The sequence below is a fragment of the Streptomyces sp. NPDC058295 genome, from assembly GCF_042880655.1.
GTDB classification, from domain to species: Bacteria; Actinomycetota; Actinomycetes; order Streptomycetales; family Streptomycetaceae; genus Streptomyces; species Streptomyces coriariae.
On sequence record NZ_JBHVYO010000010.1, the window covers coordinates 86,163 to 111,167 of the forward strand.

Genomic DNA, 25,005 nt, shown 5'->3' on the forward strand with positions numbered 1-25,005 from the left:
TTCGCCTTCGCCTTCCTCGGCCGCCGGGCCGCGCGCCCCGGTCGCGGCACCCTGTCCGGCCCGCCCCCGATCCCGTCCCCGCCCCTGCCTGGGCCTCCGTCCTCGTTGCCGTCTCCGTCCCCGTTCCCGCCGCCGTTGCCGTCCTCGATCAGGTTCATATCCGCCACCACTCGCGGTCCGACCGTGCGGCGACCCTGCCCGAGGTGTCGTACACCGTGACGATCCGATCGTCGCCGTCCAGGGAGAGGAGCGCCTGCACGTCCTTGCTGGGCAGCGGCGTGCTCGCGTACCAGATGCCCCACCCCGGACTGCCCGCCAGGACGAGGACCTTCGCGATGGTGCTGCCGCCGTCGCCGGTTCTCACCTCGACGCGGCCCGGCTCGCCGCTCAGGCCGTGGAAGAGGCCCGACAGGAAGAACCCGCCGGTCACGCTGTCCACCCGGAGGGAGACGCCCGGTTCGTCGAGGGGGCGGTCGCTGTCGTTCCCGGGGAGGGGCACCGACCAGTGCGCGCCGTCGGCCGTCAGCCAGATCCGTATCCCCGCCCCGGCGGTCACCCGCTCGCCCGGCGCCACGACCCGGATCGGGCTCGTGGCCTGACGACTGCCGTCACCCGGCCGGGCTCCGGACGTCCCGTCCTGCGCACCACCGCCCCCGGGACGGTCGGCGGCGAGGAGGACGACGGGTGTGAGCAGGGCCGCGCAGGCGGCCGAGGCCACGGCAAGGCGACGTCGTCGTCGGATGCGGCCCCCTGCCTGGATGTCGGCAAGAGGCACCTCGGACGGGACGAGGTTCCGGGCGGCGGCACGGGTGAACACCTCGCGCAGCTGCCCGGGGTCGGTGCCGGCCTCCTTCAGACCGTGTCTGGCATGGGCCCGCACCGCCCCCACCGAGCAGCCCAGCAGCTGGGCGATCTCCGCGTCAGCCAGCCCCTCCCAGACCCGCAGCACCACAACGGCACGTCGGCGCGCGGCCCGTCGTCCGCGCAGCCGGCGCAGGTGGTTGCGCACCAGACAGCGCCGCACATGGAAATCCACGTCGTTGCGCGGAACGCGTCGCCACCGCGCGCACATCCGCACCAGCGTTCTCCGCACCAGGTCCTCCGCGGCACCGGGATCGTCGGTGAGCAGCCGAGCGGTCACGAGCAACCGGGACCAGTGCGTCCGGGCGTACGCGGCGAAGTCGTGGCCTGCGGCGGCGAGTTCTACGGGACGGACGGAGTGGACGGGGTGGGCGGGGAGTACGTCGGGGGTCGGTGGCACGTGGGCGGTCCTTCGGCTCGGGAACTCGGTCGTGGCCGGACGCATGGGGCCGTCCGTCCTGGTCGGGCAACCGTTCGGTCGTGCAAGTAGGTTGAGCAGGCACTGAGCCAACGCCGTCGGGGAGAGGGAGCCTGGAACCCGTGTACGCCCTCTTCCCGGTGGGGTTGCGCTTCGCCGGCTGCGACCTACGCGACCTGTACGCACGACGGAGGTGGCGAGGTTGCAAGGAAAGGGCAGAGATTCCGGTGGGGGCATGACCGAGGACGAGTTCGACGCTTTCTACGCGACCGCGTTCCCCCGGCTGACCGGACAGCTCTACGCCTTCACCGGAGACCACGGCGAGGCCCAGGACGTCGTGCAGGAAGCGTTCGTACGGGCCTGGGACCGGCGACAGCACTTCCTGTCGGACAGCGCTCCCGAGGCGTGGATCCGCACGGTGGCCATGCGGCTGGCGGTGAGCCGCTGGCGGCGCGCGAGGCGCTGGCTGGAACTCGTACGGCGCACTGCGCCACCCGAATCCACCCCGGGCCCGGGCCCGGAGCACACCGCGCTCGTGGCCGCCCTGCGCGAACTGCCCCAGGCCCAGCGGATGGCGATCGTACTGCACCATTTGTGCGACCTGAGTGTGGAGCAGGTAGCCTCCGAGACCGGCGCGCCCGTGGGGACGGTCAAGGCGAGGCTGTTCCGGGGACGGGCAGAACTGGCGAAGCGACTCGCGGAGGACGACGCCGAAGGACGCGTCGACGAGGCCGACGGGCCGGTCCGAAAGGAGAGCCGCCGTGTCCGATGAACTTTCCGCCGCGCTACGTGAGTTGGCCGCCGCCCGGGCGACCGCTCCGATCGTCGGCGGCCCGGCGACACGTGCCCGGGCGATGCGCCGCAGGCGCCGCCGCCGTGCCGCCGCGACCCTGGGCGCGGGGACCGCGGCCCTCGCGCTGCTGGGGTTCGCCCTGACCCTGCGTCTCGGCGAGGACCAGGACCACCCGGCCGGACGCGGAACCTCCGCCGCGGCGTCTTCAGGTTCCGCCCCGTCGTCGGTGGCCACCCCGGTACCCGTCTCCGGCACGCTCGACCTGCCCGGGGGCGATCTCAGGTTCGGCGACCGGGAGATGCCGATCCTCTCGACGTTCGACCTCTCACCCGCGCCCACGAGCACGACCCCGATGACGGTGGTCGCGAAGCCGGTCCGGATAGCGCTGGCCGCCGACCTGCCCTCCAAGGGCGCCACTGTGGTGAACGTCGCGTACGCGGTCCGGCTGCGCGACGCGAAGGGCGGCCTGCTCTACGTCGGCGCCTTCGCCCCGGACATCGAGGCCCGCGGGGACTACGACGTCACAGCCGGCGTGATCGCCCTCAGCACCGAGGACGCCCAGTGGTTCTACGCCCGGATCCCCCTCGGCACCAGCATCACGGTAACCACCGGCCCCACACCGACAACCACCCCCTCGTCCCCCGAGGCCCCAGCGTCCCCCTCCGCCGAGGCCCAGATCGCACCCCCCGCCCGCGCCCCGACGTCCGCCGCGGAAGGAACGGGTTAGGCCTGCGCCGAAACCCGCACAACGACTCGTCCCGACACCCCGCCCTGCCCGACGGTCTCGCGCCGCCGCCACGCGCTACTCGTCAGGCAGCAACGCCAGAGGGCCCTTACCGATTCGGTAAGGGCCCTCTGATCTGCTATTTGGCTGTCGGGGTGGCGGGATTTGAACCCACGACCTCTTCGTCCCGAACGAAGCGCGCTGCCAAGCTGCGCTACACCCCGATGTCGCTGCTTGTCCTGCTTGTCGCGGCGACGTCGTTTACTTTAGCCCACCGGTGGCCCGAGACGAAATCCGGTTTTGGCGCGGTGGCTGATCGGGTTCGGGCGGGCGTGGTCGAGGGCCACGAGGAGGACCGCGAGGGCGTAGAAGGAGAGGCCGAGGAGGAGGGCGTTGGCCAGGGCGTGTTTGTAGCCGTGGGTCTCGGCGTCGAAGAAGGGGTAGAGGTAGCGGCCCGGGGTGCCGGTCGGGATCAGCTGGGCGCGGGCGAGGGAGAAGGCCAGGTAGGCCACGGGGTAGATCATCCAGGTGGCTGCCCGGCGCAGGCGCAGTCGGCCCGGGGGTGTCAGCAGCAGCCAGTCAAGGACGGCGGCTGTCGGTGTCACCGTGTGGATGAGGTGTCCGGCGACCAGGTGCCAGCCCGTGGGGGCGGCCGTCGTGCCGGTCACCGAGAAGGGGGTCGCCGCGTTCGTCAGGAGCAGGTGGTAGACGAGGCCGGTGATCGTGACGTAGAGCAGTGCGGCCCCGGTCAGGGCGGCGGGGAGGGGGCGGCGGGCCGTCCACGCGCGGCGGGCGGACAGCAGCGCGACCAGTGCCAGCAGGATGTTGCTCTGGATCGCGAAGTGGCTCAGAACCCGCACGGGGCTGCCGAGCAGGAGGGCGAGCGTCACGCCCGCGGCCGCCGTAGCGGCCAGCAGCAGGCGCAGGACGGCGGCCAGTGGACGGCGCACGGGGGCGACCACCGCCGAGGCGGGGACGGAGGAGAGCAGTAGCGCGTGGGTCCGCGGGATCGCGGGCAGATCCGGGATGTCCCTGGGTATCGGCGCGGTCATGCCCTCAAGCTAGGCAACCGTGACAGAAGGGGCGATATGGGTGGGCCGTTCGGGGGAACCTCCGCCGCCCCTTCTCGCTCCTCGCCCTACTCCTTCTACTCCTTCTCGACCAACGTCAGCAAGGTCACCTCGGGCGGGCACGCGAACCGCACCGGCGTGTAGCGGCTCGTTCCGCATCCCGCCGACACGTGCAGGTAGGAGGTGTGCCCCTCCGCCGTGTGCGTGGACAGGCCCTTCACGCGTTCCGTGTCCAGGTCGCAGTTGGTGACCAGGGCGCCGTAGAAGGGGATGCAGAGCTGGCCGCCGTGGGTGTGGCCGGCCAGGATCAGGGGATAGCCGTCCGCCGTGAAGGGGTCCAGGACCCGCAGGTACGGCGCGTGCACGACGCCCATCGAGAAGTCGGACGACGCCGACGGGCCACCGGCCACCCGCGCGTAGCGGTCGCGCTTGATGTGCGGGTCGTCCACGCCCGTCAGCTCGATCGACGCACCCTCGACCTTCAGCACGCCCCGGGTGTTCGTCAGGTTCAGCCAGCCCGCCGCGTCGAAGCTGTCACGCAGGTCCTCCCACGGGTTGTGGACCACGTCGACGGCGGGCGCGTTGCCGTTCAGGCCGTGGCGTCCCTGGGCCTTCTCGAAGAGGTAGCGGGCGGGGTTGCGCAGCGTCGGGCCGTAGTAGTCGTTGGAGCCGAAGACGTACGCGCCCGGGAACTCCATCAGCGGGCCGAGAGAGTCCAGTACCTCGGGCACGGCCTCCGGGTCGGACAGGTTGTCCCCGGTGTTGATCACGAAGTCGGGGCGCAGGCCGGCCAGGGAACGCAGCCAGCGCTGCTTCTTGCGCTGGCCGCCGACCATGTGGATGTCGGAGACCTGCAACACGCGCAGGGGGCGCATTCCGGCGGGGAGGACGGGGACCGTCACCCGCCGCAGGCGGAAGGAGCGGGCTTCGAAGCCCGCCGCGTACACCAGACCGGCGGCGCCGGCCGCCGCAATGGACAGGGGAACTCCGTATCGCGCGCGCATACGTCCATCGTGTCAGACGCCGTCAGAAGCCTTTGCCCCGCCGCCCCTTAAATCGGCGGGCGTGCGGCCACCGACACCTGCGACAATCAAACCCATGACCACGCTCAAGTCGAAGCTTCAGGAAGACCTCAACGCCGCGATCAAGGAGCGCGACGAGCTCCGCTCCTCGACGCTCCGGCTCACGCTCACCGCGATCACCAAGGAGGAGGTCGCGGGCAAGGAGAAGCGCGTGCTCTCCGACGACGAGGTGCTCAAGGTGATCACCAAGGAAGCGAAGAAGCGCCGTGAGGCCGCGGACGCCTTCGCGGCGGGTGGTCGGGCCGAGTCGGCCGAGCGGGAGAAGGCGGAGGGTGAGCTGCTCGCCACCTACCTGCCCAAGCAGCTCAGCGACGAGGAGCTGAACGACATCGTCGCCCAGGCCGTCGCGGAGGCGAGGGCGGCCGGCGCCGAGGGGCCCCGGGCGATGGGCGCCGTCATGAAGATCGTGAACCCGAAGGTGGCCGGCCTGGCCGAGGGCGGCCGCGTCGCCGCGGTCGTCAAGAAGCTGCTCGCGGGTTGACGGCCTGACCCCGTCCATGTGACGGCCACGCGCCTCCGCGCAGCGTCAGCCTCCGCCGAGCGTCACCGGCCCCGCACGACGAACGGCCCCTGCCTCTCCGTACGAGAAGAGTTCCCGTACGAGAAGCAGGGGCCGTTCGCTATGTTCCCTACCGCCGGACCGGCCGGCGTCGACCGGACTCAGCCGCGTCCGCCGCCGTTGCCGTTTCCGTTGGTCTGGCCCTGGAAGAACGTGCCTCCGTCGGTGCCGCCGGTCGAGTTCCCGCCGTTCGTCGTGCCGTTGGTGAGCAGACCGGTGAGGAAGCCGTCGTCGTTGCCCCCGGTGTCGCCGTTGTCGTCACCGTTGTCGTCATCGTCGTTCTCGTCGCCGCGGTCCTTGTCGGGCGGCTTCGGGATGTTGACGAGGTTGAAGGACGGGGCTTCCTTGCCCTCGAGCGCGCCGGTCATGGCATCGCGCCAGATCGGGCCGGGGGTGTCACCGCCGTAGACCTGGGAGTGGTAGACGCCGCCGATGGTGATGTTGTTCATCTCCACCTTCTGGGTGGCGCTGCCGACCCAGACGGCGCCGGCGAGGTTCGGGGTGTAGCCGACGAACCAGGCGTTCTTGCGGGAGTCCGTCGTACCCGTCTTACCGGCGTTGGCGCGGCCGGACAGACCGGCCTGCTTGCCGGTACCGGAGTCGGTCACACCGCTCAGCAGCGTGTTGATGGTGTCCGCGGTCTTCTCGCTCATCGCGCGCGAGCAGGTCGACTTCGGCACCTCCAGCGACTTCTTCGTGCCGCCCACGGTCTGGGTGATCGACTCGATCGCGACCGGGGTGCAGTACATGCCCCGGCTGGCGAAGGCCGCGTACGCGGTCGCCATCGTCAGGGGGGAGAGGCCGGTGGAGCCGAGGGTCATCGACGAGGGCACCTCGGGGACCTTGTCGCCGTTGCCCTGGACCACGCCCAGCTTGTCGGTCATCTTCACCACGGGGCACATGCCGATGTCGGCGAGCATCTGCACGAAGTAGGTGTTGACCGACAGCTCCATGGCCTTCTTCAGCTGGTACGGGCCCTTCTCGGACTCGCTCTCGTTCTCCAGCTTGTCGTTGCCCTGGTTGGTCCACGGCTTGCTGCTGCACGTCTGGACCGTCTCCGGGTACGGCATCTCGTACGGCGCCGGGTAGCTCTGGTTCGCCGGGCGACCCTCCTCCAGCGCGGCCGCGGCCACGAACGGCTTGAAGGTCGAGCCGGTCGGGAAGCCGTAGTTCGAGCCGCCCATGGAGGCGTTGACGGAGTAGTTGTACTCGGTCTCGTTCTTGCCGTAGCCGTACGGCTTCGACTGGCCCATGCCGAGGATCTTGCCGGTGCCGGGCTCGACGAGCGTGGCGGCCGCGGCGACCTTGTCCGACTTGTAGACGTGGTCCTTGAGCGAGTCCTGGACGGACTTCTGGGACTGCGGTTCGAGCGTCGTCCGGATCGTCAGGCCGCCCTGGTTCCAGAGCTTGGCCCGCACTTCCTTGGTCTTGCCGAAGACCGGGTCGCTGAGGAAGACGCGCTCCACGTACTTGCAGAAGAAGCTGGCGCCCTTCACGGCGGTGATGCAGCCGTTCTTCGGCTGCTTGACCTTCAGGCCCAGCGGCGACTTCTGCGCCTTGGCGGCCTCCGCCTCGGTGATGTCGCCCACCTCGGCCATGCGCTTCAGCACGACGTTGCGGCGGTTGGTGGCCGTGACGTCGTCCTTGACCGGGTCGTAGACGGTCGGGGACTGGACGATGCCGGCCAGCAGCGCCGCCTGGGGGAGGGTGAGGTCCTTGGCGTGCGTGGAGAAGTAACGCTGTGAGGCCGCCTCGACGCCGTAGGCCTGCTCGCCGAAGAACGTGATGTTCAGGTAGTTCTCGAGGATCTTCTTCTTGCCGAGTTCCTCCTCGACCTGGATCGCGTACTTCAGCTCCTTGATCTTGCGGCCGATGGTCTGCTGGGTGGCCTGCGCGACCTTGGTCGGGTCGTCGCCCGCCTCCTCCACGAAGACGTTCTTCACGTACTGCTGGGTGAGCGTGGAGGCGCCCTGGGAGACCCCGCTGCTCTGCACGTTCTTGTTGAGCGCGCGCAGCATGCCCTTCAGGTCGACCGCGCCGTGCTCGTAGAAGCGCGAGTCCTCGATCGCGACGATCGCCTTCTGCATGTAGGGCGAGATGTTCTTGAGGTCGACCACCGTGCGGTCCCGCGAGTAGACCGTGGCGATCTGGTCGCCGTCCGCGTCGAGGATCGTGGTGCGCTGGCTCAGCGGGGGCGTCTTGAGGTTGGCCGGGAGTTCGTCGAACGACTCCACCGACCCCTTGGCGGCGAGGCCCAGCGCGCCGAACGCGGGCAGGGCGATACCGGCCAGCACGGCTCCCGCGAGCACACTGACACCGAGGAACTTGGCGGCCTGCTGCGTTGGCGACAGACCACCGCCCGAGCGCTTCTTTGGCATGAGGGCAGCCTACGTTCTCATTCGCCGGACACGCGTCAATGCCTTGGCCTAAGCTGCTCTCAACTGTCACAGCAGCAGGGCTACGTATCAATACGTCCGGCGACCCCGAATCGTTCCGGAGGTTCCCCGACTTTTTTGGTGGGGACGTGTCCGAATCCGCCTTGTGTGTCACCCGGCGTCCGTTGTGACTCAACTGAACTGTCCCGGTTGCCGGGAAAGTCGCATATGTCGCGGGCTCACTCCCCCGGGTGATCTGCCGCTTACGCATAGTCCGTTCGGGCCATTCAAGATTGGGCCCGAAGGGGGTGTTGCGCTGTGCCCACCTTCCGTAACGTCCTCAACTGGCGGCGGTGAATATGCCGCTGCCGCCGTGGGGGAGCCTCGATTCGGGAGAGGACGGCGCCGGTATGGGCTGGGTAACCGACTGGAGTGCGCAGGCTGCCTGCCGCACTACCGATCCGGATGAACTGTTCGTTCAGGGAGCAGCGCAGAACAGGGCCAAGGCGGTGTGCACCGGATGCCCGGTACGCACCGAATGCCTGGCCGACGCGCTCGACAACCGCGTCGAGTTCGGCGTGTGGGGAGGCATGACCGAGCGCGAGCGCCGCGCACTGCTGCGCAGGCGTCCGACTGTGACCTCCTGGCGCCGCCTGCTGGAGACGGCGCGTTCGGAGTACGAGCGTGGGGCCGGCATCCTGCCGCTCGACGACGACGAGATCTACGAGAACTACGCGGCGGTGGGCTGAGGGAAACCCTCGGCTCAGGCGTCGGCAGCCTCGGGCAGCTCCGGCCGGTTGGCCGCGAGCCGGTTCCCGATGTCCCGCAGCCCCGTGAGGTCATGCACATCGCCGGGCAGTGCGGCCACTTCGGACACCGCCACCTCGGGGTGCAGCGCGGTGAAGCGGTCACGCGTGCGCTGCTCGCGGGAGAGCAGGTGCATGCGTTCCGCGTGCAGCCTCAGCAGGCCTGCGGTGAGGTCGTCCACGGTCCGGTCCGCGTCCGCGCCGGTGTTCCCGTCGGCGCTCGCTGTCCGGTCCGTGTCGGTGGCCGTGTGCCGGTTCGCGCCGGTGGAGGCGTCGCGCTCCGGATCGGTTGCGGGAGATTCTGAACTGCCGTACGCGTTGGGAGAGTTACGAAGACCAGCTTTCCCGCCGTCCTGATCCACAATGCGGGGATCTTCAAGATTTTCCGCCGCCCGTGCAGGGACGAGGTCGAGGTTCTCCGCAGCGGCGAGCGCCCGCTCGGCGGACAGCTGGGCGGCACCGCTGCCGTGCACGCGGTTCAGCACGAGGCCGGCCAGCGGCATGTCCTCGGCGGCCAGCCGCTCCACGAAGTACGCGGCCTCCCGCAGCGCGTCCCGCTCGGGAGCCGCCACCACCAGGAACGCCGTGCCGGGCGCCTGGAGCAGCTTGTACGTGGCGTCCGCGCGCGTGCGGAAGCCGCCGAACATCGAATCCATCGCCGCGACGAACGTCTGTACGTCCTTCAGCAGCTGCCCGCCGAGCAGCTTGCCGAGCGCGCCGGTCATCATCGACATCCCGACGTTCAGGAACTTCATTCCCGCGCGGCCGCCGACCTTGGCGGGCGCGAGCAGGACGCGGATCAACTTGCCGTCCAGGAACGACCCGAGCCGCTTCGGCGCGTCCAGGAAGTCCAGGGCCGAGCGGGACGGCGGTGTGTCGACGATGATCAGGTCCCACTCGTCCCGCGCGCGCAGTTGCCCCAGCTTCTCCATCGCCATGTACTCCTGCGTGCCCGCGAAGCCCGCCGAGAGCGACTGGTAGAACGGGTTGCCCAGGATCGAGGCCGCCCGGTCGCCGTCCGCGTGCGCCTCGACGATCTCGTCGAAGGTGCGCTTCATGTCGAGCATCATGGCGTGCAGTTCGCCATCCCCCTCGACGCCCTTGACGCGGCGCGGGGTGTTGTCCAGCGAGTCGATGCCCATGGACTGGGCGAGCCGGCGGGCCGGGTCGATGGTGAGGACCACCACCTTGCGGCCCCGCTCGGCCGCCCTGAGTCCCAGCGCCGCCGCCGTGGTCGTCTTGCCGACGCCGCCGGAGCCGCAGCACACCACGATGCGGGTCGCCGGGTCGTCGAGCAGCGGATCGAGGTCCAGCACGGGCGCGGGGGAGAGACGGCGCCGGGTGCTTCCCTGGTCGTGAGCCTGGTCCGGACTCATGCGATCCCCTGCTTCCGCAGTTCGTTGGCGAGCTGATACAGGCCCGCGAGGTCCAAGCCCTCGGCGAGCAAAGGCAGTTCGTGCAGCGGCAGGTCGAGTTCGCCGAGGACCGCGCGCTGCTCGTGCTCCAGCGCGTACCGCTCGGCGTACTCCTCGGCCTGCTGGAGGAGTGGATCCACCAGCCGCTCGGCGTGCCCGCCGCGCCGCGCCCCGCCGAGCCCGGCGGCGGACAGCGACCGGGCAACGGAAGAACGAGTCACGGTCCGTACGAGTTCCAGACCGTCCTCGTCCAGCACCTCGGGCCGCACCATGTTGACGATGACCCGCCCCACCGGCAGCTTCGCCGCCCGCAGCTCGGCGATGCCGTCGGCGGTCTCCTGGACGGGCATCTCCTCGAGCAGCGTCACCAGGTGCACGGCCGTCTCCGACGACTTCAGCACCCGCATCACTGCCTGTGCCTGATTGTGTATCGGGCCGATCCGGGCCAGGCCGGCGACCTCGTCGTTGACGTTCAGGAAGCGGGTGATGCGTCCCGTGGGCGGGGCGTCCATGACGACGTAGTCGTACACGAACCGCCCGTTCTTGTCCTTGCGCCGTACCGCCTCGCACGCCTTGCCGGTGAGGAGGACGTCCCTCAGGCCGGGCGCGACGGTGGTGGCGAAGTCGATGGCGCCGAGCTTCTTCAGGGCGCGTCCGGCGCCTCCCAGTTTGTAGAACATCTGGAGGTAGTCCAGAAGGGCCAGTTCGGGATCGATGGCCAGTGCGTATACCTCACCACCCCCCGAGGCGACGGCGATCTTGCGTTCCTCATAGGGCAACGCCTGTGTCTCGAAGAGCTGTGCGATGCCCTGCCGACCCTCCACCTCGACGAGAAGCGTTCGCTTCCCTGCCTTGGCGAGGGCAAGCGCGAGGGCCGCGGCGACCGTCGTCTTGCCGGTCCCGCCCTTACCGCTGACGACCTGGAGCCTGCTCACGTCTTCGAGCGTAACCATTCGGCGCCCGAGGCAATCGGGAGGCTGTGGACAAGGGGGGTCGATATCGGCCACATGGCCTGTGGAACGGGCCCTCGGGTCACAGCGGATACAGTCGGCCCCATGACCAAGTGGGAATACGCAACCGTGCCGCTGCTCGTCCACGCAACGAAGCAGATTCTGGACACCTGGGGCGAGGACGGCTGGGAGCTCGTCCAGGTCGTGCCCGGGCCGAACAACCCGGAGCAGCTCGTCGCCTACCTGAAGCGGGCGAAGGCGTGAGCGCGGTCGAGACGAGGCTCGCCGAGCTGGGGCTGACCCTGCCGGCGGTCGTGCCGCCCCTCGCGGCCTACCAGCCGGCCGTGCAGTCCGGTCCGTACGTGTACACGGCCGGCCAGCTGCCCATGGTGGACGGCAAGCTGCCGATCACCGGCAAGGTCGGCGCCGAGGTCACCCCCGAGGAGGCCAAGGAGCTGGCCCGCACCTGCGCGCTGAACGCCCTGGCCGCCGTCAAGTCGGTCGCGGGCGACCTGGACCGCATCGCGCGCGTGGTGAAGGTCGTCGGCTTCGTGGCGTCGGCCTCGGACTTCACCGGCCAGCCCGCCGTCCTCAACGGCGCGAGCGAACTGCTGGGCGAGGTGCTCGGCGACAAGGGCGTGCACGCGCGCAGCGCGGTGGGCGTCGCGGTGCTGCCGCTGGACGCGCCCGTCGAGGTCGAGATCCAGGTGGAACTCGTCCCGTAGTCGTTCCCGTCCCGTGGGCCTTCGCCCTGTAGGCGCCTTCGCTCTGCAGGCGCCTTGCGGACGCCTCTCCCGGGTGCCGCGCCGGCATCCCGGGGGGTCCCCGCAGGCGCCCCGTGGACGCGCTCTGACCTCGGGTGCCTCTCGAACATTCGCGCACCACGGGATAGCCTCGCGCCCATGGCGAATGGGCAGTGGTTCCCCCAGGACTGGCCGGAACGCATCTGCGCGCTCGCGGACGGCACCCTCACCCCGGTCGTCCCGAAGCGCGCGGCCACCGTCATGCTCCTGAAGGACACCGACGGCGGCCCTGTCGTCCACATGCTGCGCAGACGCGCCTCCATGGCCTTCGCCGGAGGCGCGTACGCCTATCCCGGCGGCGGCGTCGACCCGCGCGACGACGACCTTCACGTCCGCTGGGCGGGCCCCACGCGCGCGTGGTGGGCCGAGCGGCTCGGTGTCGACGAGACGGCGGCCCAGGCGATCGTCTGCGCGGCCGTACGGGAGACCTACGAGGAGGCGGGCGTCCTGCTTGCGGGGCTCACGCCCGATTCCGTCGTCGGGGACACCACGGGCGCCGACTGGGAGGCGGACCGGGTCGCCGTGGCCACCCGTGAACTGTCCTTCGCCGAATTCCTCGACCGCCGCGGCCTGGTCCTGCGCTCCGACCTGCTCGGCGCCTGGACGCGTTGGATCACCCCGGAGTTCGAGTCCCGTCGTTACGACACCTGGTTCTTCGTGGCCGCGCTCCCCGAGGGCCAGCGCACCCGCAACGCCTCCACCGAGGCCGACCGCACGGTGTGGATCCGCCCGGCGGACGCGGCGGCCTCGTACGACAAGGGCGAGCTGCTGATGATGCCGCCCACCATCGCGACCCTGCGCAGGCTCGTCCCGTACGGCACGGCCGCCGAGGCGCTCGCCGCAGCCCCCGACCGTGACCTGACGCCCGTCCTGGCGGAGGCCCGCCTGGAGGAGGGCGAGGTCGTGCTGTCGTGGCCGGGGCACGACGAGTTCACCAAGCACATCCCGATCGGGGCGACCGGCGCGGCCGATGCGACTGGCGCGGCCGATGCGACCGGCGTGATCGACGCGACGCGCGGGGGCACCGCATGACGGACATCCGTGGGCGGACGGGCGCGGGCGGTCATCGAAGCCGACCGCCCGGCGGGGGGCGGGTCCTTCGCGCCCCCCTCGTGCCGCCTGGAGCGCCTCGATGTGCCGCGCCGGCCGTCCGCCGCCGAGGTGATGTTCCGTCCAGCCCTATGGAAGGCCCCTTCGCATGACCGACGCAGCCGCTCTCCCCGGCCAGCCGCGAGGCGGAGTCCTCTCCGGCCCGGCCACCCCGCGCGCGGTCAACGTCCTCGCGCCGAACGCGTCCGCGATGACCCTGGACGGCACGAACACCTGGGTCGTCTCCGAGCCCGACTCCGACCTGGCGGTCGTGATCGACCCGGGCCCGCTGGACGACGGCCACCTGCGCGCGGTCGTCGACACGGCGGAGCGGGCCGGCAAGCGCGTCGCCCTGACCCTGCTGACGCACGGCCACCCCGACCACGCCGAGGGCGCCGCCCGCTTCGCCGGGCTGACCGGCACGAAGGTGCGGGCCCTGGACCCGGCGCTGCGGCTGGGCGAGGAGGGCCTGGCCGCCGGGAACGTGATCACGGTGGGCGGCCTGGAGCTGCGGGTCGTCCCGACGCCCGGCCACACCGCCGACTCCCTCTGCTTCCACCTCCCGGCCGACCGGGCCGTGCTGACCGGCGACACGGTCCTCGGCCGTGGCACGACCGTCGTCGCGCATCCCGACGGCCGTCTGGGCGACTACCTGGACTCCCTGCGGCGGCTCAGGTCCCTCGCGGTCGACGACGGCGTCCACACCGTCCTGCCGGGCCACGGACCCGTCCTGGAGGACGCACAGGGCGTCGTGGAGTTCTACCTCGCCCACCGGGCCCATCGCCTCGCCCAGGTCGAGACGGCCGTCGAGAACGGCTACCACACCCCCGCCGAGGTCGTCGCCCATGTGTACGCCGACGTCGACCGTTCCCTGTGGCCGGCCGCGGAGCTGTCCGTGCGGGCGCAGCTGGAGTACCTGAGGGAGCACGGGCTCATCCAGGGTCCGCTCTAGGACTCCTCCGGCCTGTCGGCCTTCACGCCGTGCACGCGCGCGTACTCCTCGGCGAGCCAGGGGCCGAGGTCGTCGACGTAGGACGAGAGGACAACGCGGTCGCCGCTCGGCTCGTACCCGATGACGGCCGCCGCCCGTAGCTGCTCCGCGCGCTGCGGGTAGTAGGCGCCGAAGGCCTCGGCCATCTCGTGCAGGTCGCTCGTCCAGCCGTTCCAGCGGGGCATGACGAGCGTGAACGCGGTGCGCACGAGGTGGCGGGACATGTACCGGACGAGAGGCCGCAGGACCTCCTCGGATTCGCCTGCCGAGGCGATGCGCTCACGCCAGCGCGGCAGGAGCAGGGCGAGCTCGCCGTTGGTCTCGCGCGCGAGCAGGGAGTCCGGACGGTAGCGGGGGAGCTGCTCGGCGAGGTCCTCCCCGAGCAGCGGCGTGCACAGGCACGCCAGGAACCACCCCAGGTCGTGCCGCTCCAGGTCGCTCAGCACGCGCGCGTGGCCGACCAGCAGAGTGCCGCCGCCGTCGATCTGCGGGAACTCCTTGTCGAGGGCCTCGTCGAGCGCACGGCCGTCGGCCCGGTCGGCGTCGGTCGGCTCCTCACGCAGGACCACCAGAAGGTCCAGATCGCTGCGGCCCTCACGCGCGGTACCGCGCGGAATCGACCCGTAGAGGTACGCGCTGTGCAGCCGGGCTCCGAAGACGCCCGGGATCCGGTCCCGAGCCGCCGCGACGACCGGCCGAAAAGTATCCGCCACGCGCGCGAGGGAGCCTTCGCGGGCGATGTGTCCCTGCGAGTCGAGCCCTCGGGAGGAAAACGCTGCAGTCATGGGACCACTGTGCCAACCAGCCCGCCCGGCGCTTGCGGGCGAGGCTCCTCAGGACGAGCCCCTCAGGGGCCGAAGCGGGGGCCTGGGGGCGCGGTAGCCCCCAGAGACGGTCACACCGCCGGCCCCAGCCCTCGTACAGCGGGCGGCGTCTAGCGGGACCGCTTGGCCAGTCGCTCCACGTCCAGCAGGATGACCGCCCGCGCCTCCAGGCGCAGCCACCCGCGCTGGGCGAAGTCCGCCAGCGCCTTGTTCACGGTCTCGCGCGACGCGCCGACGAGCTGGGCGAGCTCCTCCTGCGTCAGGTCGTGGACGACGTGGATGCCCTCTTCGGACTGCACGCCGAAGCGGCGCGAGAGGTCCAGCAGGGCGCGGGCCACGCGGCCGGGGACGTCCGAGAAGACCAGGTCGGACATGGCGTCGTTGGTCTTGCGCAGGCGCCGGGCGACGGCGCGCAGCAGTGCGGTGGCCACCTCGGGCCGGGCGTTCAGCCAGGGCTGGAGGTCGCCGTGGCCGAGACCGAGGAGCTTGACCTCGGTGAGGGCGGTGGCCGTCGCCGTGCGCGGACCCGGGTCGAAGAGCGACAGCTCTCCGATGAGCTCGCTGGGACCCACCACGGCCAGCATGTTCTCCCGGCCGTCCGGGGATGTGCGGTGGAGCTTGACCTTGCCCTCGGTGACGACATAGAGCCGGTCGCCCGGGTCGCCCTCGTGGAAGAGGGAGTCACCACGGGCCAGGGTCACCTCGCTCATGGAGGCGCGCAGTTCCGCGGCCTGCTCGTCGTCGAGTGCCGCGAAGAGCGGGTTGCGCCGCAGAACGTCGTCCACGAGTTCTCTCCTTGTCGACCTGCTCAGGGGATCTTGCTCCCCCGCTTACCAGGGGACCGTGTTCCCCATTTTGCTGGACGGTCCAAACAGTGTGATCTGTCACAAGGATGCCGCACACGTGTCCCGAGGTAAGCGGCAGGGGTCCAATTGGGGGCCGATCTTCAGGGTCCGGGGCGGATGTCGGTGCCGGGCTTTAGGCTGGCCGAGTGTCCAAATCGCCGGTGAGAGCACAGGCCAAGGGGGCTGGGCGGGTGGTTGTACGTCGCGTTTCCGCTGTGGGCGAACAGGACCCCGGCGGCGGTAGGAAAACGGCAAAGGTGACAAACGAAATGCCTGCGGAGAAAGCGGCCGACGGTGGTAACTCGGCCGACAGCGGGACAGAGGTCGACAGCGGTAAAGCGGCCGACAGCGGGAATGCGGCCGTCGAGAAGGTCGCGGCCGGGCGCGGTGCGAGCAGGGCCCCCGCGGACAAGGAAGCCGTGAGCAAGGGCGCCGCGGGCAAGGGCGCCGCAGGCAAAGGCGCGAGCAAGGGTGTCGTAGTCAGGAAGCCCGAGTCCCACACCGCTCTTGTCCGTCGTGCCCGCCGGGTCAACCGCGAGCTCGCCGAGATCTACCCCTACGCGCACCCCGAACTGGACTTCGAGAACCCCTTCCAGCTGGTGGTCGCCACGGTTCTGTCCGCCCAGACCACCGACCTCCGGGTGAACCAGACGACCCCTGCACTCTTCGCCAAGTACCCCACCCCCGAGGACTTGGCCGCCGCCGACCCCGAGGAGGTCGAGGAGATCCTCCGCCCCACAGGCTTCTTCCGGGCCAAGACCAAGTCGGTGATAGGTCTCTCCAAGGCCCTGGTGGAGGGGTTCGGCGGGGAGGTCCCCGGTCGGCTCGAGGACCTGGTCAAGCTGCCCGGCGTCGGTCGCAAGACCGCCTTCGTGGTGCTGGGGAACGCGTTCGGCCGGCCCGGGATCACCGTGGACACGCACTTCCAGCGGCTCGTACGGCGCTGGAAGTGGACCGAGGCGACCGAGCCCGACAAGATCGAGGCGGCCGTCGGCGCGCTCTTCCCCAAGAGCGACTGGACGATGCTCTCGCATCATGTGATCTTCCACGGCCGCCGTATCTGCCACGCCCGCAAGCCGGCCTGCGGCGCCTGCCCCATCGCCCCGCTCTGCCCGGCGTACGGCGAGGGCGAGACGGACCCGGAGAAGGCGAAGAAGCTCCTGAAGTACGAGAAGGGCGGCTTCCCCGGCCAGCGCCTGAACCCGCCCCAGGCCTACCTGGACGCGGGCGGCAGGCCCGCCCCGCCGCTGGGGGCCGGATGACGGAAGGGCTGACGGAGGCCCGCACCGACCGGGCTGCACGAACCGAACGGGCGGCCCGGCCCGAGCAGGCCGCACGGACCGACGAGGCGGCCGGCCCCGAGCAGGCTCTACGGACCGACGAGGGACGGAGGGTCGGTTCGGGGCACCCCTACCTACGCGTGTCCGCGACCCGTGCGACCCGCAGGGCAGGCACGCCCCGCATGGCTCGTACGACCCGCAGGACACGTACGGCCCGCAGGACACGTACGGCCCGCGCGACCCGAACGACCGGCAGGACACACAGGACACGCAAGACACGCAGGACGACACTCAGGATCCGCGCGATCGCGGGGCGGCCCGCGGAACGATCTGTCGGTTCCCGGGCGTTGGACAGGGCAGAACGGGGGGTGGTGTGGCGATGACACGCGCGAGCAACACGCAGGGCGGTGCGGTGACGCTCAGCAAGGAGGGTCTGCCCGCCTGGCTGGACCCGGTGGTGCACGCCGTGGAGACGGTCCAGCCGCTCCAGCTCAGCCGCTTCCTGCCCCCGGAGAACGGCGCGGGGCGCCAGTCGGCCGTCCTGATCCTGTTCGGTGAGGGCGAACGCGGGCCGGAGCTGCTGCTCATGGAGCGCGCCAGCTCCCTGCGCTCCCACGCGGGCCAGCCCTCCTTCCCGGGCGGCGCCCTCGATCCGGAGGACGGCGACCCGCACGGTGACGGGCCGCTCCGGGCCGCCCTGCGCGAGGCCGAGGAGGAGACCGGGCTCGATCCGGCCGGCGTCCAGCTCTTCGGCGTGCTGCCCAAGCTGTACATCCCGGTCAGCGGCTTCGTCGTCACCCCGGTCCTGGGCTGGTGGCGCGAGCCGAGCCCGGTCGGCGTCGTCGATCCGGCGGAGACGGCCCGCGTCTTCACCGTTCCCGTGGCGGATCTCACGGATGCGGAGAATCGCGCCATGGCCGTGCACCCCAGCGGCCACCGTGGCCCGGCATTTCTGGTCGAATCCGCCCTTGTGTGGGGTTTCACGGCCGGGGTGATCGACCGCCTGCTGCACTTCGCGGGCTGGGAGCACCCCTGGGACCGCGAGAAGCAGGTCCCGCTCGACTGGCGGTCATGACAGGGTGTCCACCGTGCTGTGTCTGCCCGGGGGAAGCTCTGCCCCATCGCCGCTTCGCGGCGGGTCGGACCCCCGGCCGACCTGTGGTGACCGCGAATTGATGAGGCGAGGCGCGAAGCGGTGAACGTGCTGGACATCCTGTTGTTGGTTGCGGCCGTCTGGTTCGCGGTCGTCGGCTATCGCCAGGGCTTCGTCGTCGGCATCCTGTCGGTGATCGGTTTCCTGGGGGGCGGCCTAGTCGCCGTCTACCTGCTGCCCGTGATCTGGGACTGGCTGACCGACAACTCAGAGGTGAGCACCACGGCCGCCGTCGTCGCGGTCATCGTCGTGATCGTCTGCGCCTCGATCGGTCAGGCCCTCACCACCCACCTCGGCAACAAGCTGCGCCGGTACATCACCTGGTCCCCGGCCCGCGCGCTCGACGCGACCGGCGGCGCGCTGGTCAACGTCGTGGCGATGCTGCTGGTGGCGTGGCTCATCGGGTCCGCTCTCGCCGGCACCACCCTGCCCACGCTGGGCAAGGAGGTCCGTAGCTCCAAGGTGCTGCACGGGGTGTCCGACGCGCTGCCCGACCAGGCCGACACCTGGTTCGCCGACTTCTCGTCCGTCCTCGCGCAGAACGGCTTCCCGCAGGTCTTCAGCCCGTTCTCCAACGAGCCGATCACCGACGTCCAGCCGCCCGACCCGGCCCTGGCGAACAGCGCGGTGGCCAAGCGCGCGCAGCGCTCCATCGTCAAGGTCATGGGCACCGCGGAGAGCTGCGGCAAGGTCCTGGAGGGCACCGGCTTCGTCTTCGGCGAGCGCCGTGTCATGACCAACGCGCACGTGGTGGGCGGCGTCGACGAACCCACCGTCCAGATAGGCGGCGAGGGCCGCAAGTACGACGCCACGGTCGTCCTGTACGACTGGAAGCGCGACATCGCCGTCCTGGACGTACCGGATCTGGACGCGCCCGTGCTGCAGTTCACCACCAAGGACGCGGTGAGCAGCGACGACGCGATCATCGCCGGGTTCCCGGAGAACGGGTCGTACGACGTCCGTGCCGCGCGTGTGCGTGGTCGCATCACGGCCAACGGGCCGGACATCTACCACCGCACCACCGTGCGCCGTGACGTGTACTCGCTGTTCACGACGGTCCGTCAGGGCAACTCCGGAGGCCCGCTGCTCACCCCCGACGGCAAGGTGTACGGCGTGGTCTTCGCGAAGTCCCTCGACGACGCCGACACCGGCTATGCCCTCACCGCGGACGAGATCCAGCAGGACATCACCGAGGGGCGTAGCGCGGGCCAGCAGGTGGACAGCGACAGCTGCGCCCTTTGAGAAGCCGTCGGGAGCACGCTCTCCCCTGAGGGGAGTCGAGGGGGCCCGCACAGGGCCCCCTCGGTGATCCTCTGCCGGGTCAGCCTCGAGGGTGACGCAGGCGGACCGAGACCCAGCGGGCCCGGCGGCGCAGGATGCGCGGAATACCCACCCGGAGGTCTGAGCCCGGCAGTTGCGGGTCGGCACCTCGTTGGTGGGGGCTCAGGCCGTTGGCCGAGCGGCGGTTGCGTGGTGCGTCACTGTAGTCGTGCGTCCAGCCCATACACCGACGTCTGCCCCTGCCCCAAGGTCGATAACCGTTCTCAGAGCGGCCAATTGGCCTATGCGCCGGGCATTTGGCCGTTCGTCGTACAGACGTTCAGGACCGGGCGTCGGGCGTGATGGATCGGTCACCGATCGGGCTCGGGATCCTTCAGCCAGTTGACCAGTTCGGTGGAGAAAGCGACCGGATCCTCTTCGTGCGGGAAGTGGCCGAGACCGTCGAACAGCCGCCAGCGGTACGGCGCTTCGACGTACTCCCCGGAGCCGGCCGCGCTCCGGGTGCGCATCACCGGATCGAGCGACCCGTGCAGATGCAGCGTGGGCACGCGCACGGGCCGCTTCATGCGCCGGTAGAACTGGACGCCGTCCGGCCGGGCCATCGAGCGCACCAGCCACCGGTACGGCTCGACGGCGCAGTGCGCGGTGGAGGGGATGCACATGGCGCGCTGGTAGGTCGCCACCGCCTCGTCCTCCGGCAGCCGCGGCCCGGACCAGTCCCGGATCAGCCGGCCCACCAGTTCGCCGTCGTCGGCGGTGAGCTGCCGCTCGGGGATCCACGGCCGCTGGAACCCCCAGATGTGGGAGCTCGCGGTCGTCTGCCGGACGTCGGCGAGCATCGCCGAGCGCCAGCGCCGGGGATGCGGCATCGAGGCGACGGCGAGCCTGCGGACGAGCTTGGGGCGCATCACGGCCGCAGTCCACGCCAGGTAGCCGCCCAGGTCGTGGCCGACGAGCGCGGCGTCGGGCTCGCCCAGGGAGCGGATCACACCGGTGATGTCGAGGGCGAGGTTGGCCGGATCGTAGCCGCGCGGCGTACGGTCGCTGCCGCCCACGCCCCGCAGATCCATCGCGACGGCCCGGAAGCCCGCGTCGGCCAGCGCGACCAGCTGATGCCGCCACGTCCACCAGAACTGCGGGAAACCGTGGACGAGCATGACCAGCGGACCGTCGCCGACCTCGGCGATGTGGAAGCGGGCACCGTTCGCGGCGACCTCGCGATGGGTGACCTGCACGCCGCAGACGGCGTCCGGCCGTACGACCGAAGCGGGCTGGGCCGGAGGAGTAGTGGCGGGGTCCGTCATGACGACGAGCGTGCCACAGCCTCGATGGCCTCCGGGACCCGGTCCTGCGGGAGCTCGGGCCGCGGGTGCGGCTTGGCGTTCTGGAGGACGCCCGCCGACGCCTTCATGGACGCGGCGACCTTCTGCGGTCCCTTGCCCTTCTGCGCCTTCTTCGCGAAGACCACGCCGATCAGGACGAGGACGAGCGCGACAAGCACGTTCGCCGCGAAGGAGAGCAGGAAGCAGATCGCCAGGTTCCAGTCGCTCCAGGTCCGAATGCCGTACGCCAGCGCGAAGTTGAGCATCGGCAGCGAGAACAGCAGAACCGCGCCGGCCACCGAGAACGCCCCACCGCTCGTCGCTCCCCGTTTGACGTCCTGCTTCAGCTGCGCCTTCGCCAGCGCGATCTCGTCGTGCACCAGCGCCGACAATTCGGTCGTCGCCGAGGCGAACAGCTGGCCGATGCTGCGTTCGGCGCCGACCGGGCTGCCGTCGGGTGCGCTCATCGCGTTCTCCCTCTTCTGCTGCGGTGCTGCTTCTGGCTTCTTTTGTACCGTCCCGTCAGATCATGCCGGACGGTTGCCCTCCCCGCCTGCCCCGCCCGTCACTTCGGCAGGCCCGTGGCGCGTGTCGGCTTCTCCCCGGGCTCCCCCTGAGCCTCTCCGAGAGCGTCCTCGCGGCCGCTCTCGCGGGCGATGTCCTCGGCTCGGCGGCGGTGCTCTGCGGCCTTACGGTCGTAGATCTCCGCCATCCGCAGGTGGTAGGCCGGGTCGTCCTCCTCGTACACGTCCGGGATGCCGTCGAGGTCGTCGTCGCGCTCCTCGGCCTCCCACATCCGGCGGTATTCGGCGTTGCGCAGCTTCAACAGGACCGTCGCGAGGGCCGCCGCGATCAGCGAGCCCAGCAGGACGGCTGCCTTGACCTCGTCGGTCAGGGCCGGGTCGCCCTCGAAGGCGAGCTCTCCGATCAGCAGCGAGACGGTGAAGCCGATGCCGGCGAGGGTCGCGACGGCGAAGACGTCCGCCCAGGCGAGGTCCTCGCTCAGCGAGGCGCGGGTGAAGCGGGCGGTCAGCCAGGTCCCGCCGAAGATGCCGATCGTCTTGCCGACGACGAGACCGAGGACGACGCCGAGCGTCTCCGGCTTGCCGAAGACGTCCCCGATCGCGTTCCCCGAGATCGCCACACCGGCGCTGAACAGGGCGAACAGGGGCACCGCGAGTCCTGCGGAGAGGGGCCGGACGAGGTGCTCGATCCGCTCGCCGGGGGAGTGCTTCTCGCCCTCGTGCGTCGTGCAGCGCAGCATCAGGCCCATCGCGACGCCGGCGATCGTGGCGTGCACGCCGCTGTTGTACATCAGCGCCCAGATGACGAGGGCGAGAGGTACGTAGACGTACCAGCCGGTCACGCCCTTGCGCAGCAGCAGCCAGAACACGAGGAGGCCGACGGCCGCGCCGCCCAGCGCCACGAAGTCGATGGTGCTCGTGAAGAAGACCGCGATGATCAGGATCGCGAACAGGTCGTCGACGACCGCGAGAGTGAGCAGGAAGGCGCGCAGCGCGCTCGGCAGGGACGTGCCGATGACGGCGAGCACGGCGAGTGCGAACGCGATGTCGGTGGCCGTGGGCACCGCCCAACCGGCCGACGAGCCACCGCCGCTGAGGCTGGTGAGCGTGTAGACGAGCGCGGGTACGGCCATCCCGCACAGCGCGGCCGCCATGGGGAGCGCGGCGGCCCTGGGATCCTTGAGGTCGCCGGCGACGAGTTCTCGCTTCAGTTCGATACCGGCGACGAAGAAGAAGATCGCGAGCAGGCCGTCGGCCGCCCAGTGCGCGACGGAGAGGTTCAGTCCGAGGGCCGCGGGTCCGAAGTGGAAGTGGCTGACGCTCTCGTAGCTGTCGTGCAGCCCGGGTGCGTTCGCCCAGATCAGCGCCGCGACGGCGGCGACGAGCAGCAGCACACCGCCGACGGTTTCGGCGCGCAACGCCTCCGCGACGAAGTTCCGCTCGGGCAGGGACAGCCGTCCGAAGACCTTGCGGGGGGCGGTGTTGCGGGGGGCGGACACGGTGGGGGCCTCCGGTCGGTGGGCAGCACTGAGCACATGCCGACCAGACTTCCCGGCGCACCTTTTTCTTTAGCCTACCTAAAGTACGCAAGGAGGAGTCCGGTGATCCCCACGGTAAGGGGGAAAAGGGCACCCGGCGCGGTGTCGCCGGGTGCCCTTCCCTGACCTGCTCAGTCCTCGCTGGGTGCGGCGGGGAGCTTCGCCTGGATGAGGTCCATGACGGTGGAGTCGGTCAGCGTGGTGACGTCCCCGAGCTGGCGGTTCTCGGCGACGTCGCGCAGCAGTCGGCGCATGATCTTGCCGGAGCGGGTTTTCGGCAGCTCCGCGACCGGCATGATCCGCTGGGGTTTGGCGATCGGGCCGAGGGTGGTGCCGACGTGGTTGCGCAGGTCGGCGACGAGGTGTTCGTCCTCGGCGTCGGCCGTGCCGCGCAGGATGACGAAGGCGACGATGGCCTGTCCGGTGGTTTCGTCGGCGGCGCCGACGACGGCCGCCTCCGCGACGGCCGGGTGGGAGACGAGCGCGGACTCGACCTCGGTGGTGGAGATGTTGTGGCCGGAGACGAGCATGACGTCGTCGACCCGGCCGAGGAGCCAGATGTCGCCGTCGTCGTCCTTCTTCGCGCCGTCGCCGGCGAAGTACCTGCCCTCGAAGCGTGCCCAGTAGGTGTCGAGGAAGCGCTGGTCGTCGCCCCAGATGGTGCGCAGCATCGACGGCCACGGCTCGGTGAGGACGAGGTAGCCGCCGCCTCCGTCGGGCACCTCGTTGGCCTCGTCGTCGACGACGGTGGCGCAGATGCCGGGCAGCGGCCGCTGTGCGGAGCCGGGCTTGGTGGCGGTGACGCCGGGCAGCGGCGAGATCATCATCGCGCCGGTCTCGGTCTGCCACCAGGTGTCGACGATCGGGGTCCGGTCGCCGCCGATGTGCTTGCGGTACCAGATCCAGGCCTCGGGGTTGATCGGCTCACCGACCGAGCCGAGCACGCGCAGGGACGAGAGGTCGAACTTGGCGGGGATGTCGTCGCCCCACTTCATGAACGTACGGATCGCGGTCGGCGCCGTGTAGAGGATCGTCACGCCGTACTTCTGCACGATCTCCCAGAAGCGGCCCTGGTGCGGGGTGTCCGGGGTGCCTTCGTACATGACCTGCGTCGCGCCGTTGGCCAGCGGCCCGTAGACGATGTAGGAGTGCCCGGTGACCCAGCCGACGTCAGCCGTGCACCAGTAGACGTCCGTTTCCGGCTTCAGGTCGAAGACCGCGTGGTGGGTGTAGGCGGTCTGCGTGAGGTAGCCGCCGGAGGTGTGCAGGATGCCCTTCGGCTTACCCGTGGTACCCGACGTGTAGAGGATGAACAGCGGGTGCTCCGCGCCGAACGCCTCGGGGGTGTGCTCGGCCGACTGGCGCTCGACGATCTCGTGCCACCACACGTCACGCTCGCCGTTCCAGGCCACGTCCTGGCCCGTGCGCCGCACGACGAGCACATGCTCGACGTTGCCCGCGCGGTCGGCGGCGTCGTCGACGGCCGGCTTCAGCGCGGACGGCTTGCCGCGCCGGTATCCGCCGTCGGAGGTGATGACGACCTTGGCGTCCGCGTCCTGGATACGGGTGGCCAGCGCGTCCGCCGAGAAGCCGCCGAAGACGACCGAGTGCGCGGCGCCGATCCGGGCACAGGCCAGCATCGCGATCGCCGTCTCGGGGATCATCGGCATGTAGACGGCGACCCGGTCGCCCTTCTGCACCCCCAGCTCCAGCAGGGCGTTGGCGGCCTTCGACACCTCGTCCTTGAGCTCGGCGTAGGTGATGGCGCGGCTGTCGCCGGGCTCGCCCTCGAAGTGGATGGCCACCCGGTCCCCGTTGCCGGCCTCCACATGCCGGTCGACGCAGTTGTAGGCGACGTTGAGCTCGCCGTCCTTGAACCACTTGGCGAACGGCGGGTTCGACCAGTCCAGCGTCTCGGTCGGCTCCTTGGCCCAGGTCAGCCGACGCGCCTGCTCGGCCCAGAAACCGAGCCGGTCAGCCTTGGCCTGCTCGTACGCCTCCACCGTGACGTTGGCGTCGGCCGCCAGATCGGCGGGCGGCGCGAACCTGCGCTCTTCCTTGAGCAGGTTGGCCAAGGATTCGTTGCTCACGACATCTCCCTCTCGAAGGGTGTCCGTGTCCGTTGTGTCCCAGGCCACAGCTCATCAGACCCAGGGGTCCGGTGACAAGGCCCGACCAAAAATTGGTTTAGACCTATCGGGGCCGCAGCTTCTCGACCCCGATTCATGGTGGCCAGGGGATGCCCCTGGGCCTACCCAGGGGGCATCCGTATCCACGGACACGCAACAGGCGGAGTTCAGCC

General features: G+C 70.5%; 24 protein-coding genes and 1 tRNA gene. 11 read left to right on the forward strand and 14 right to left on the reverse strand.

Translation table 11 applies throughout. The features are described from left to right. Positions 1-154 precede the first annotated feature (154 nt). Complete coding sequence (locus tag ACFVYS_RS13125) at positions 155-1,261, reverse strand: sigma factor-like helix-turn-helix DNA-binding protein (RefSeq protein ID WP_389501590.1); 1,107 nt, start codon at positions 1,259-1,261, stop codon at positions 155-157. A gap of 253 nt (positions 1,262-1,514) precedes the next feature. Between ACFVYS_RS13125 and ACFVYS_RS13130 the strand changes: the two genes are divergently transcribed. Both ACFVYS_RS13130 and ACFVYS_RS13135 read left to right on the forward strand, forming a co-directional pair. After that, positions 1,515-2,051, forward strand: coding sequence for a SigE family RNA polymerase sigma factor (locus tag ACFVYS_RS13130; protein ID WP_389501592.1), 537 nt, complete (start codon positions 1,515-1,517; stop codon positions 2,049-2,051). Continuing rightward, complete coding sequence (locus ACFVYS_RS13135) at positions 2,041-2,799, forward strand: L,D-transpeptidase (protein WP_389501594.1); 759 nt, start codon at positions 2,041-2,043, stop codon at positions 2,797-2,799. The genes ACFVYS_RS13130 and ACFVYS_RS13135 overlap by 11 nt, the downstream gene beginning before the upstream one ends. A 147-nt stretch (positions 2,800-2,946) precedes the next feature. Here the strand turns inward: ACFVYS_RS13135 and ACFVYS_RS13140 are convergent. From ACFVYS_RS13140 to ACFVYS_RS13150, 3 genes are all read right to left on the reverse strand, one after another. Then, positions 2,947-3,020: transfer RNA gene (locus tag ACFVYS_RS13140), tRNA-Pro, on the reverse strand. A 42-nt stretch (positions 3,021-3,062) separates the two neighbouring features. After that, positions 3,063-3,848, reverse strand: a complete 786-nt coding sequence (locus ACFVYS_RS13145; RefSeq protein WP_389501596.1) for a Pr6Pr family membrane protein — start codon at positions 3,846-3,848, stop codon at positions 3,063-3,065. A 95-nt stretch (positions 3,849-3,943) separates the two neighbouring features. Further along, positions 3,944-4,870, reverse strand: coding sequence for a metallophosphoesterase (locus tag ACFVYS_RS13150; protein ID WP_389501598.1), 927 nt, complete (start codon positions 4,868-4,870; stop codon positions 3,944-3,946). A 94-nt stretch (positions 4,871-4,964) separates the two neighbouring features. Here ACFVYS_RS13150 and ACFVYS_RS13155 point away from each other — a divergent pair, with 94 nt between their 5' ends. After that, complete coding sequence (locus ACFVYS_RS13155) at positions 4,965-5,429, forward strand: GatB/YqeY domain-containing protein (RefSeq protein WP_389501600.1); 465 nt, start codon at positions 4,965-4,967, stop codon at positions 5,427-5,429. A gap of 179 nt (positions 5,430-5,608) precedes the next feature. On the opposite strand, the gene ACFVYS_RS13160 is transcribed toward ACFVYS_RS13155, so the two are convergent. After that, complete coding sequence (locus ACFVYS_RS13160) at positions 5,609-7,885, reverse strand: transglycosylase domain-containing protein (protein WP_389501602.1); 2,277 nt, start codon at positions 7,883-7,885, stop codon at positions 5,609-5,611. A gap of 407 nt (positions 7,886-8,292) precedes the next feature. On the opposite strand from ACFVYS_RS13160, the gene wblA reads away from it, so the two are divergent. Next, positions 8,293-8,631 (forward strand): transcriptional regulator WblA, encoded by a 339-nt coding sequence (gene wblA / locus ACFVYS_RS13165; protein ID WP_020129278.1) that lies wholly within the window; start codon positions 8,293-8,295, stop codon positions 8,629-8,631. A 14-nt stretch (positions 8,632-8,645) separates the two neighbouring features. Here wblA and ACFVYS_RS13170 read toward each other — a convergent pair whose 3' ends face one another. Together ACFVYS_RS13170 and ACFVYS_RS13175 are read right to left on the reverse strand one after the other, a co-directional pair. Then, positions 8,646-10,064 (reverse strand): ArsA family ATPase, encoded by a 1,419-nt coding sequence (locus ACFVYS_RS13170; protein WP_389501604.1) that lies wholly within the window; start codon positions 10,062-10,064, stop codon positions 8,646-8,648. After that, a complete protein-coding gene (locus tag ACFVYS_RS13175; RefSeq protein WP_389501606.1) occupies positions 10,061-11,038 on the reverse strand; it encodes an ArsA family ATPase in 978 nt (325 codons plus the stop codon). The genes ACFVYS_RS13170 and ACFVYS_RS13175 overlap by 4 nt, the downstream gene beginning before the upstream one ends. A 120-nt stretch (positions 11,039-11,158) precedes the next feature. Between ACFVYS_RS13175 and ACFVYS_RS13180 the strand changes: the two genes are divergently transcribed. From ACFVYS_RS13180 to ACFVYS_RS13195, 4 genes are all read left to right on the forward strand, one after another. Further along, positions 11,159-11,317, forward strand: coding sequence for a DUF4177 domain-containing protein (locus ACFVYS_RS13180; protein ID WP_020129281.1), 159 nt, complete (start codon positions 11,159-11,161; stop codon positions 11,315-11,317). After that, positions 11,314-11,778 (forward strand): RidA family protein, encoded by a 465-nt coding sequence (locus ACFVYS_RS13185; protein ID WP_020129282.1) that lies wholly within the window; start codon positions 11,314-11,316, stop codon positions 11,776-11,778. The genes ACFVYS_RS13180 and ACFVYS_RS13185 overlap by 4 nt, the downstream gene beginning before the upstream one ends. A gap of 177 nt (positions 11,779-11,955) precedes the next feature. Continuing rightward, positions 11,956-12,888, forward strand: a complete 933-nt coding sequence (locus tag ACFVYS_RS13190; protein WP_389501609.1) for an NUDIX hydrolase — start codon at positions 11,956-11,958, stop codon at positions 12,886-12,888. A gap of 166 nt (positions 12,889-13,054) precedes the next feature. After that, positions 13,055-13,897 (forward strand): MBL fold metallo-hydrolase, encoded by an 843-nt coding sequence (locus tag ACFVYS_RS13195; protein WP_389501611.1) that lies wholly within the window; start codon positions 13,055-13,057, stop codon positions 13,895-13,897. Here the strand turns inward: ACFVYS_RS13195 and ACFVYS_RS13200 are convergent. Then, positions 13,894-14,721, reverse strand: a complete 828-nt coding sequence (locus tag ACFVYS_RS13200; protein ID WP_389501613.1) for a nucleotidyltransferase domain-containing protein — start codon at positions 14,719-14,721, stop codon at positions 13,894-13,896. The two genes, ACFVYS_RS13195 and ACFVYS_RS13200, sit on opposite strands and share 4 nt — an antisense overlap. 149 nt (positions 14,722-14,870) lie before the next feature. Next, complete coding sequence (locus ACFVYS_RS13205; RefSeq protein ID WP_020129286.1) at positions 14,871-15,545, reverse strand: Crp/Fnr family transcriptional regulator; 675 nt, start codon at positions 15,543-15,545, stop codon at positions 14,871-14,873. Positions 15,546-15,874: 329 nt separating this feature from the next. On the opposite strand from ACFVYS_RS13205, the gene nth reads away from it, so the two are divergent. The 3 genes from nth to ACFVYS_RS13220 all read left to right on the forward strand — a co-directional run bounded on the left by nth (position 15,875) and on the right by ACFVYS_RS13220 (position 19,280). After that, the gene (gene nth, locus ACFVYS_RS13210) at positions 15,875-16,867 is read left to right on the forward strand and encodes an endonuclease III (protein ID WP_389501616.1); all 993 of its coding nucleotides are present in this window, start codon (positions 15,875-15,877) and stop codon (positions 16,865-16,867) included. 397 nt (positions 16,868-17,264) lie between these two features. Beyond that, the gene (locus tag ACFVYS_RS13215) at positions 17,265-17,960 is read left to right on the forward strand and encodes an NUDIX hydrolase (protein WP_389501618.1); all 696 of its coding nucleotides are present in this window, start codon (positions 17,265-17,267) and stop codon (positions 17,958-17,960) included. 120 nt (positions 17,961-18,080) lie between these two features. After that, positions 18,081-19,280: a MarP family serine protease gene (locus tag ACFVYS_RS13220; protein WP_389501620.1), complete on the forward strand. Its 1,200-nt coding sequence runs from the start codon at positions 18,081-18,083 to the stop codon at positions 19,278-19,280. A 79-nt stretch (positions 19,281-19,359) separates the two neighbouring features. Here the strand turns inward: ACFVYS_RS13220 and ACFVYS_RS13225 are convergent, their stop codons facing one another. The 5 genes from ACFVYS_RS13225 to acs all read right to left on the reverse strand — a co-directional run bounded on the left by ACFVYS_RS13225 (position 19,360) and on the right by acs (position 24,793). Beyond that, the gene (locus ACFVYS_RS13225) at positions 19,360-19,542 is read right to left on the reverse strand and encodes a hypothetical protein (RefSeq protein ID WP_078615678.1); all 183 of its coding nucleotides are present in this window, start codon (positions 19,540-19,542) and stop codon (positions 19,360-19,362) included. A gap of 127 nt (positions 19,543-19,669) precedes the next feature. Beyond that, positions 19,670-20,623 (reverse strand): alpha/beta fold hydrolase, encoded by a 954-nt coding sequence (locus ACFVYS_RS13230; protein WP_389501622.1) that lies wholly within the window; start codon positions 20,621-20,623, stop codon positions 19,670-19,672. Continuing rightward, positions 20,620-21,108, reverse strand: coding sequence for a phage holin family protein (locus tag ACFVYS_RS13235; RefSeq protein ID WP_062651422.1), 489 nt, complete (start codon positions 21,106-21,108; stop codon positions 20,620-20,622). Before ACFVYS_RS13235 ends, ACFVYS_RS13230 begins: the two co-directional genes overlap by 4 nt. A 98-nt stretch (positions 21,109-21,206) precedes the next feature. Further along, positions 21,207-22,664 carry a Na+/H+ antiporter NhaA gene (nhaA, locus tag ACFVYS_RS13240; protein WP_389501624.1) on the reverse strand — a complete coding sequence of 486 codons (1,458 nt, stop codon included), beginning with the start codon at positions 22,662-22,664 and terminating at the stop codon, positions 21,207-21,209. 170 nt (positions 22,665-22,834) lie between these two features. Beyond that, positions 22,835-24,793: an acetate--CoA ligase gene (acs, locus tag ACFVYS_RS13245; RefSeq protein WP_389501626.1), complete on the reverse strand. Its 1,959-nt coding sequence runs from the start codon at positions 24,791-24,793 to the stop codon at positions 22,835-22,837. Positions 24,794-25,005 lie beyond the last annotated feature (212 nt).

Bases quoted from the DNA above. Each gene is read 5' to 3' on its own strand.
- ACFVYS_RS13145 (WP_389501596.1), bottom strand. From the start codon at position 3,848: ATGACCGCGCCGATACCCAGGGACATCCCGGATCTGCCCGCGATCCCG.
- nth (WP_389501616.1), top strand. From the start codon at position 15,875: ATGCCTGCGGAGAAAGCGGCCGACGGTGGTAACTCGGCCGACAGCGGG.
- ACFVYS_RS13170 (WP_389501604.1), bottom strand. From the start codon at position 10,064: ATGAGTCCGGACCAGGCTCACGACCAGGGAAGCACCCGGCGCCGTCTC.
- ACFVYS_RS13230 (WP_389501622.1), bottom strand. From the start codon at position 20,623: ATGACGGACCCCGCCACTACTCCTCCGGCCCAGCCCGCTTCGGTCGTA.
- ACFVYS_RS13225 (WP_078615678.1), bottom strand. From the start codon at position 19,542: ATGGGCTGGACGCACGACTACAGTGACGCACCACGCAACCGCCGCTCG.
- ACFVYS_RS13200 (WP_389501613.1), bottom strand. From the start codon at position 14,721: ATGACTGCAGCGTTTTCCTCCCGAGGGCTCGACTCGCAGGGACACATC.
- wblA (WP_020129278.1), top strand. From the start codon at position 8,293: ATGGGCTGGGTAACCGACTGGAGTGCGCAGGCTGCCTGCCGCACTACC.
- ACFVYS_RS13215 (WP_389501618.1), top strand. From the start codon at position 17,265: ATGACACGCGCGAGCAACACGCAGGGCGGTGCGGTGACGCTCAGCAAG.
- ACFVYS_RS13195 (WP_389501611.1), top strand. From the start codon at position 13,055: ATGACCGACGCAGCCGCTCTCCCCGGCCAGCCGCGAGGCGGAGTCCTC.
- ACFVYS_RS13130 (WP_389501592.1), top strand. From the start codon at position 1,515: ATGACCGAGGACGAGTTCGACGCTTTCTACGCGACCGCGTTCCCCCGG.
- ACFVYS_RS13190 (WP_389501609.1), top strand. From the start codon at position 11,956: ATGGCGAATGGGCAGTGGTTCCCCCAGGACTGGCCGGAACGCATCTGC.
- ACFVYS_RS13180 (WP_020129281.1), top strand. From the start codon at position 11,159: ATGACCAAGTGGGAATACGCAACCGTGCCGCTGCTCGTCCACGCAACG.
- ACFVYS_RS13150 (WP_389501598.1), bottom strand. From the start codon at position 4,870: ATGCGCGCGCGATACGGAGTTCCCCTGTCCATTGCGGCGGCCGGCGCC.
- ACFVYS_RS13155 (WP_389501600.1), top strand. From the start codon at position 4,965: ATGACCACGCTCAAGTCGAAGCTTCAGGAAGACCTCAACGCCGCGATC.
- ACFVYS_RS13235 (WP_062651422.1), bottom strand. From the start codon at position 21,108: ATGAGCGCACCCGACGGCAGCCCGGTCGGCGCCGAACGCAGCATCGGC.
- ACFVYS_RS13160 (WP_389501602.1), bottom strand. From the start codon at position 7,885: ATGCCAAAGAAGCGCTCGGGCGGTGGTCTGTCGCCAACGCAGCAGGCC.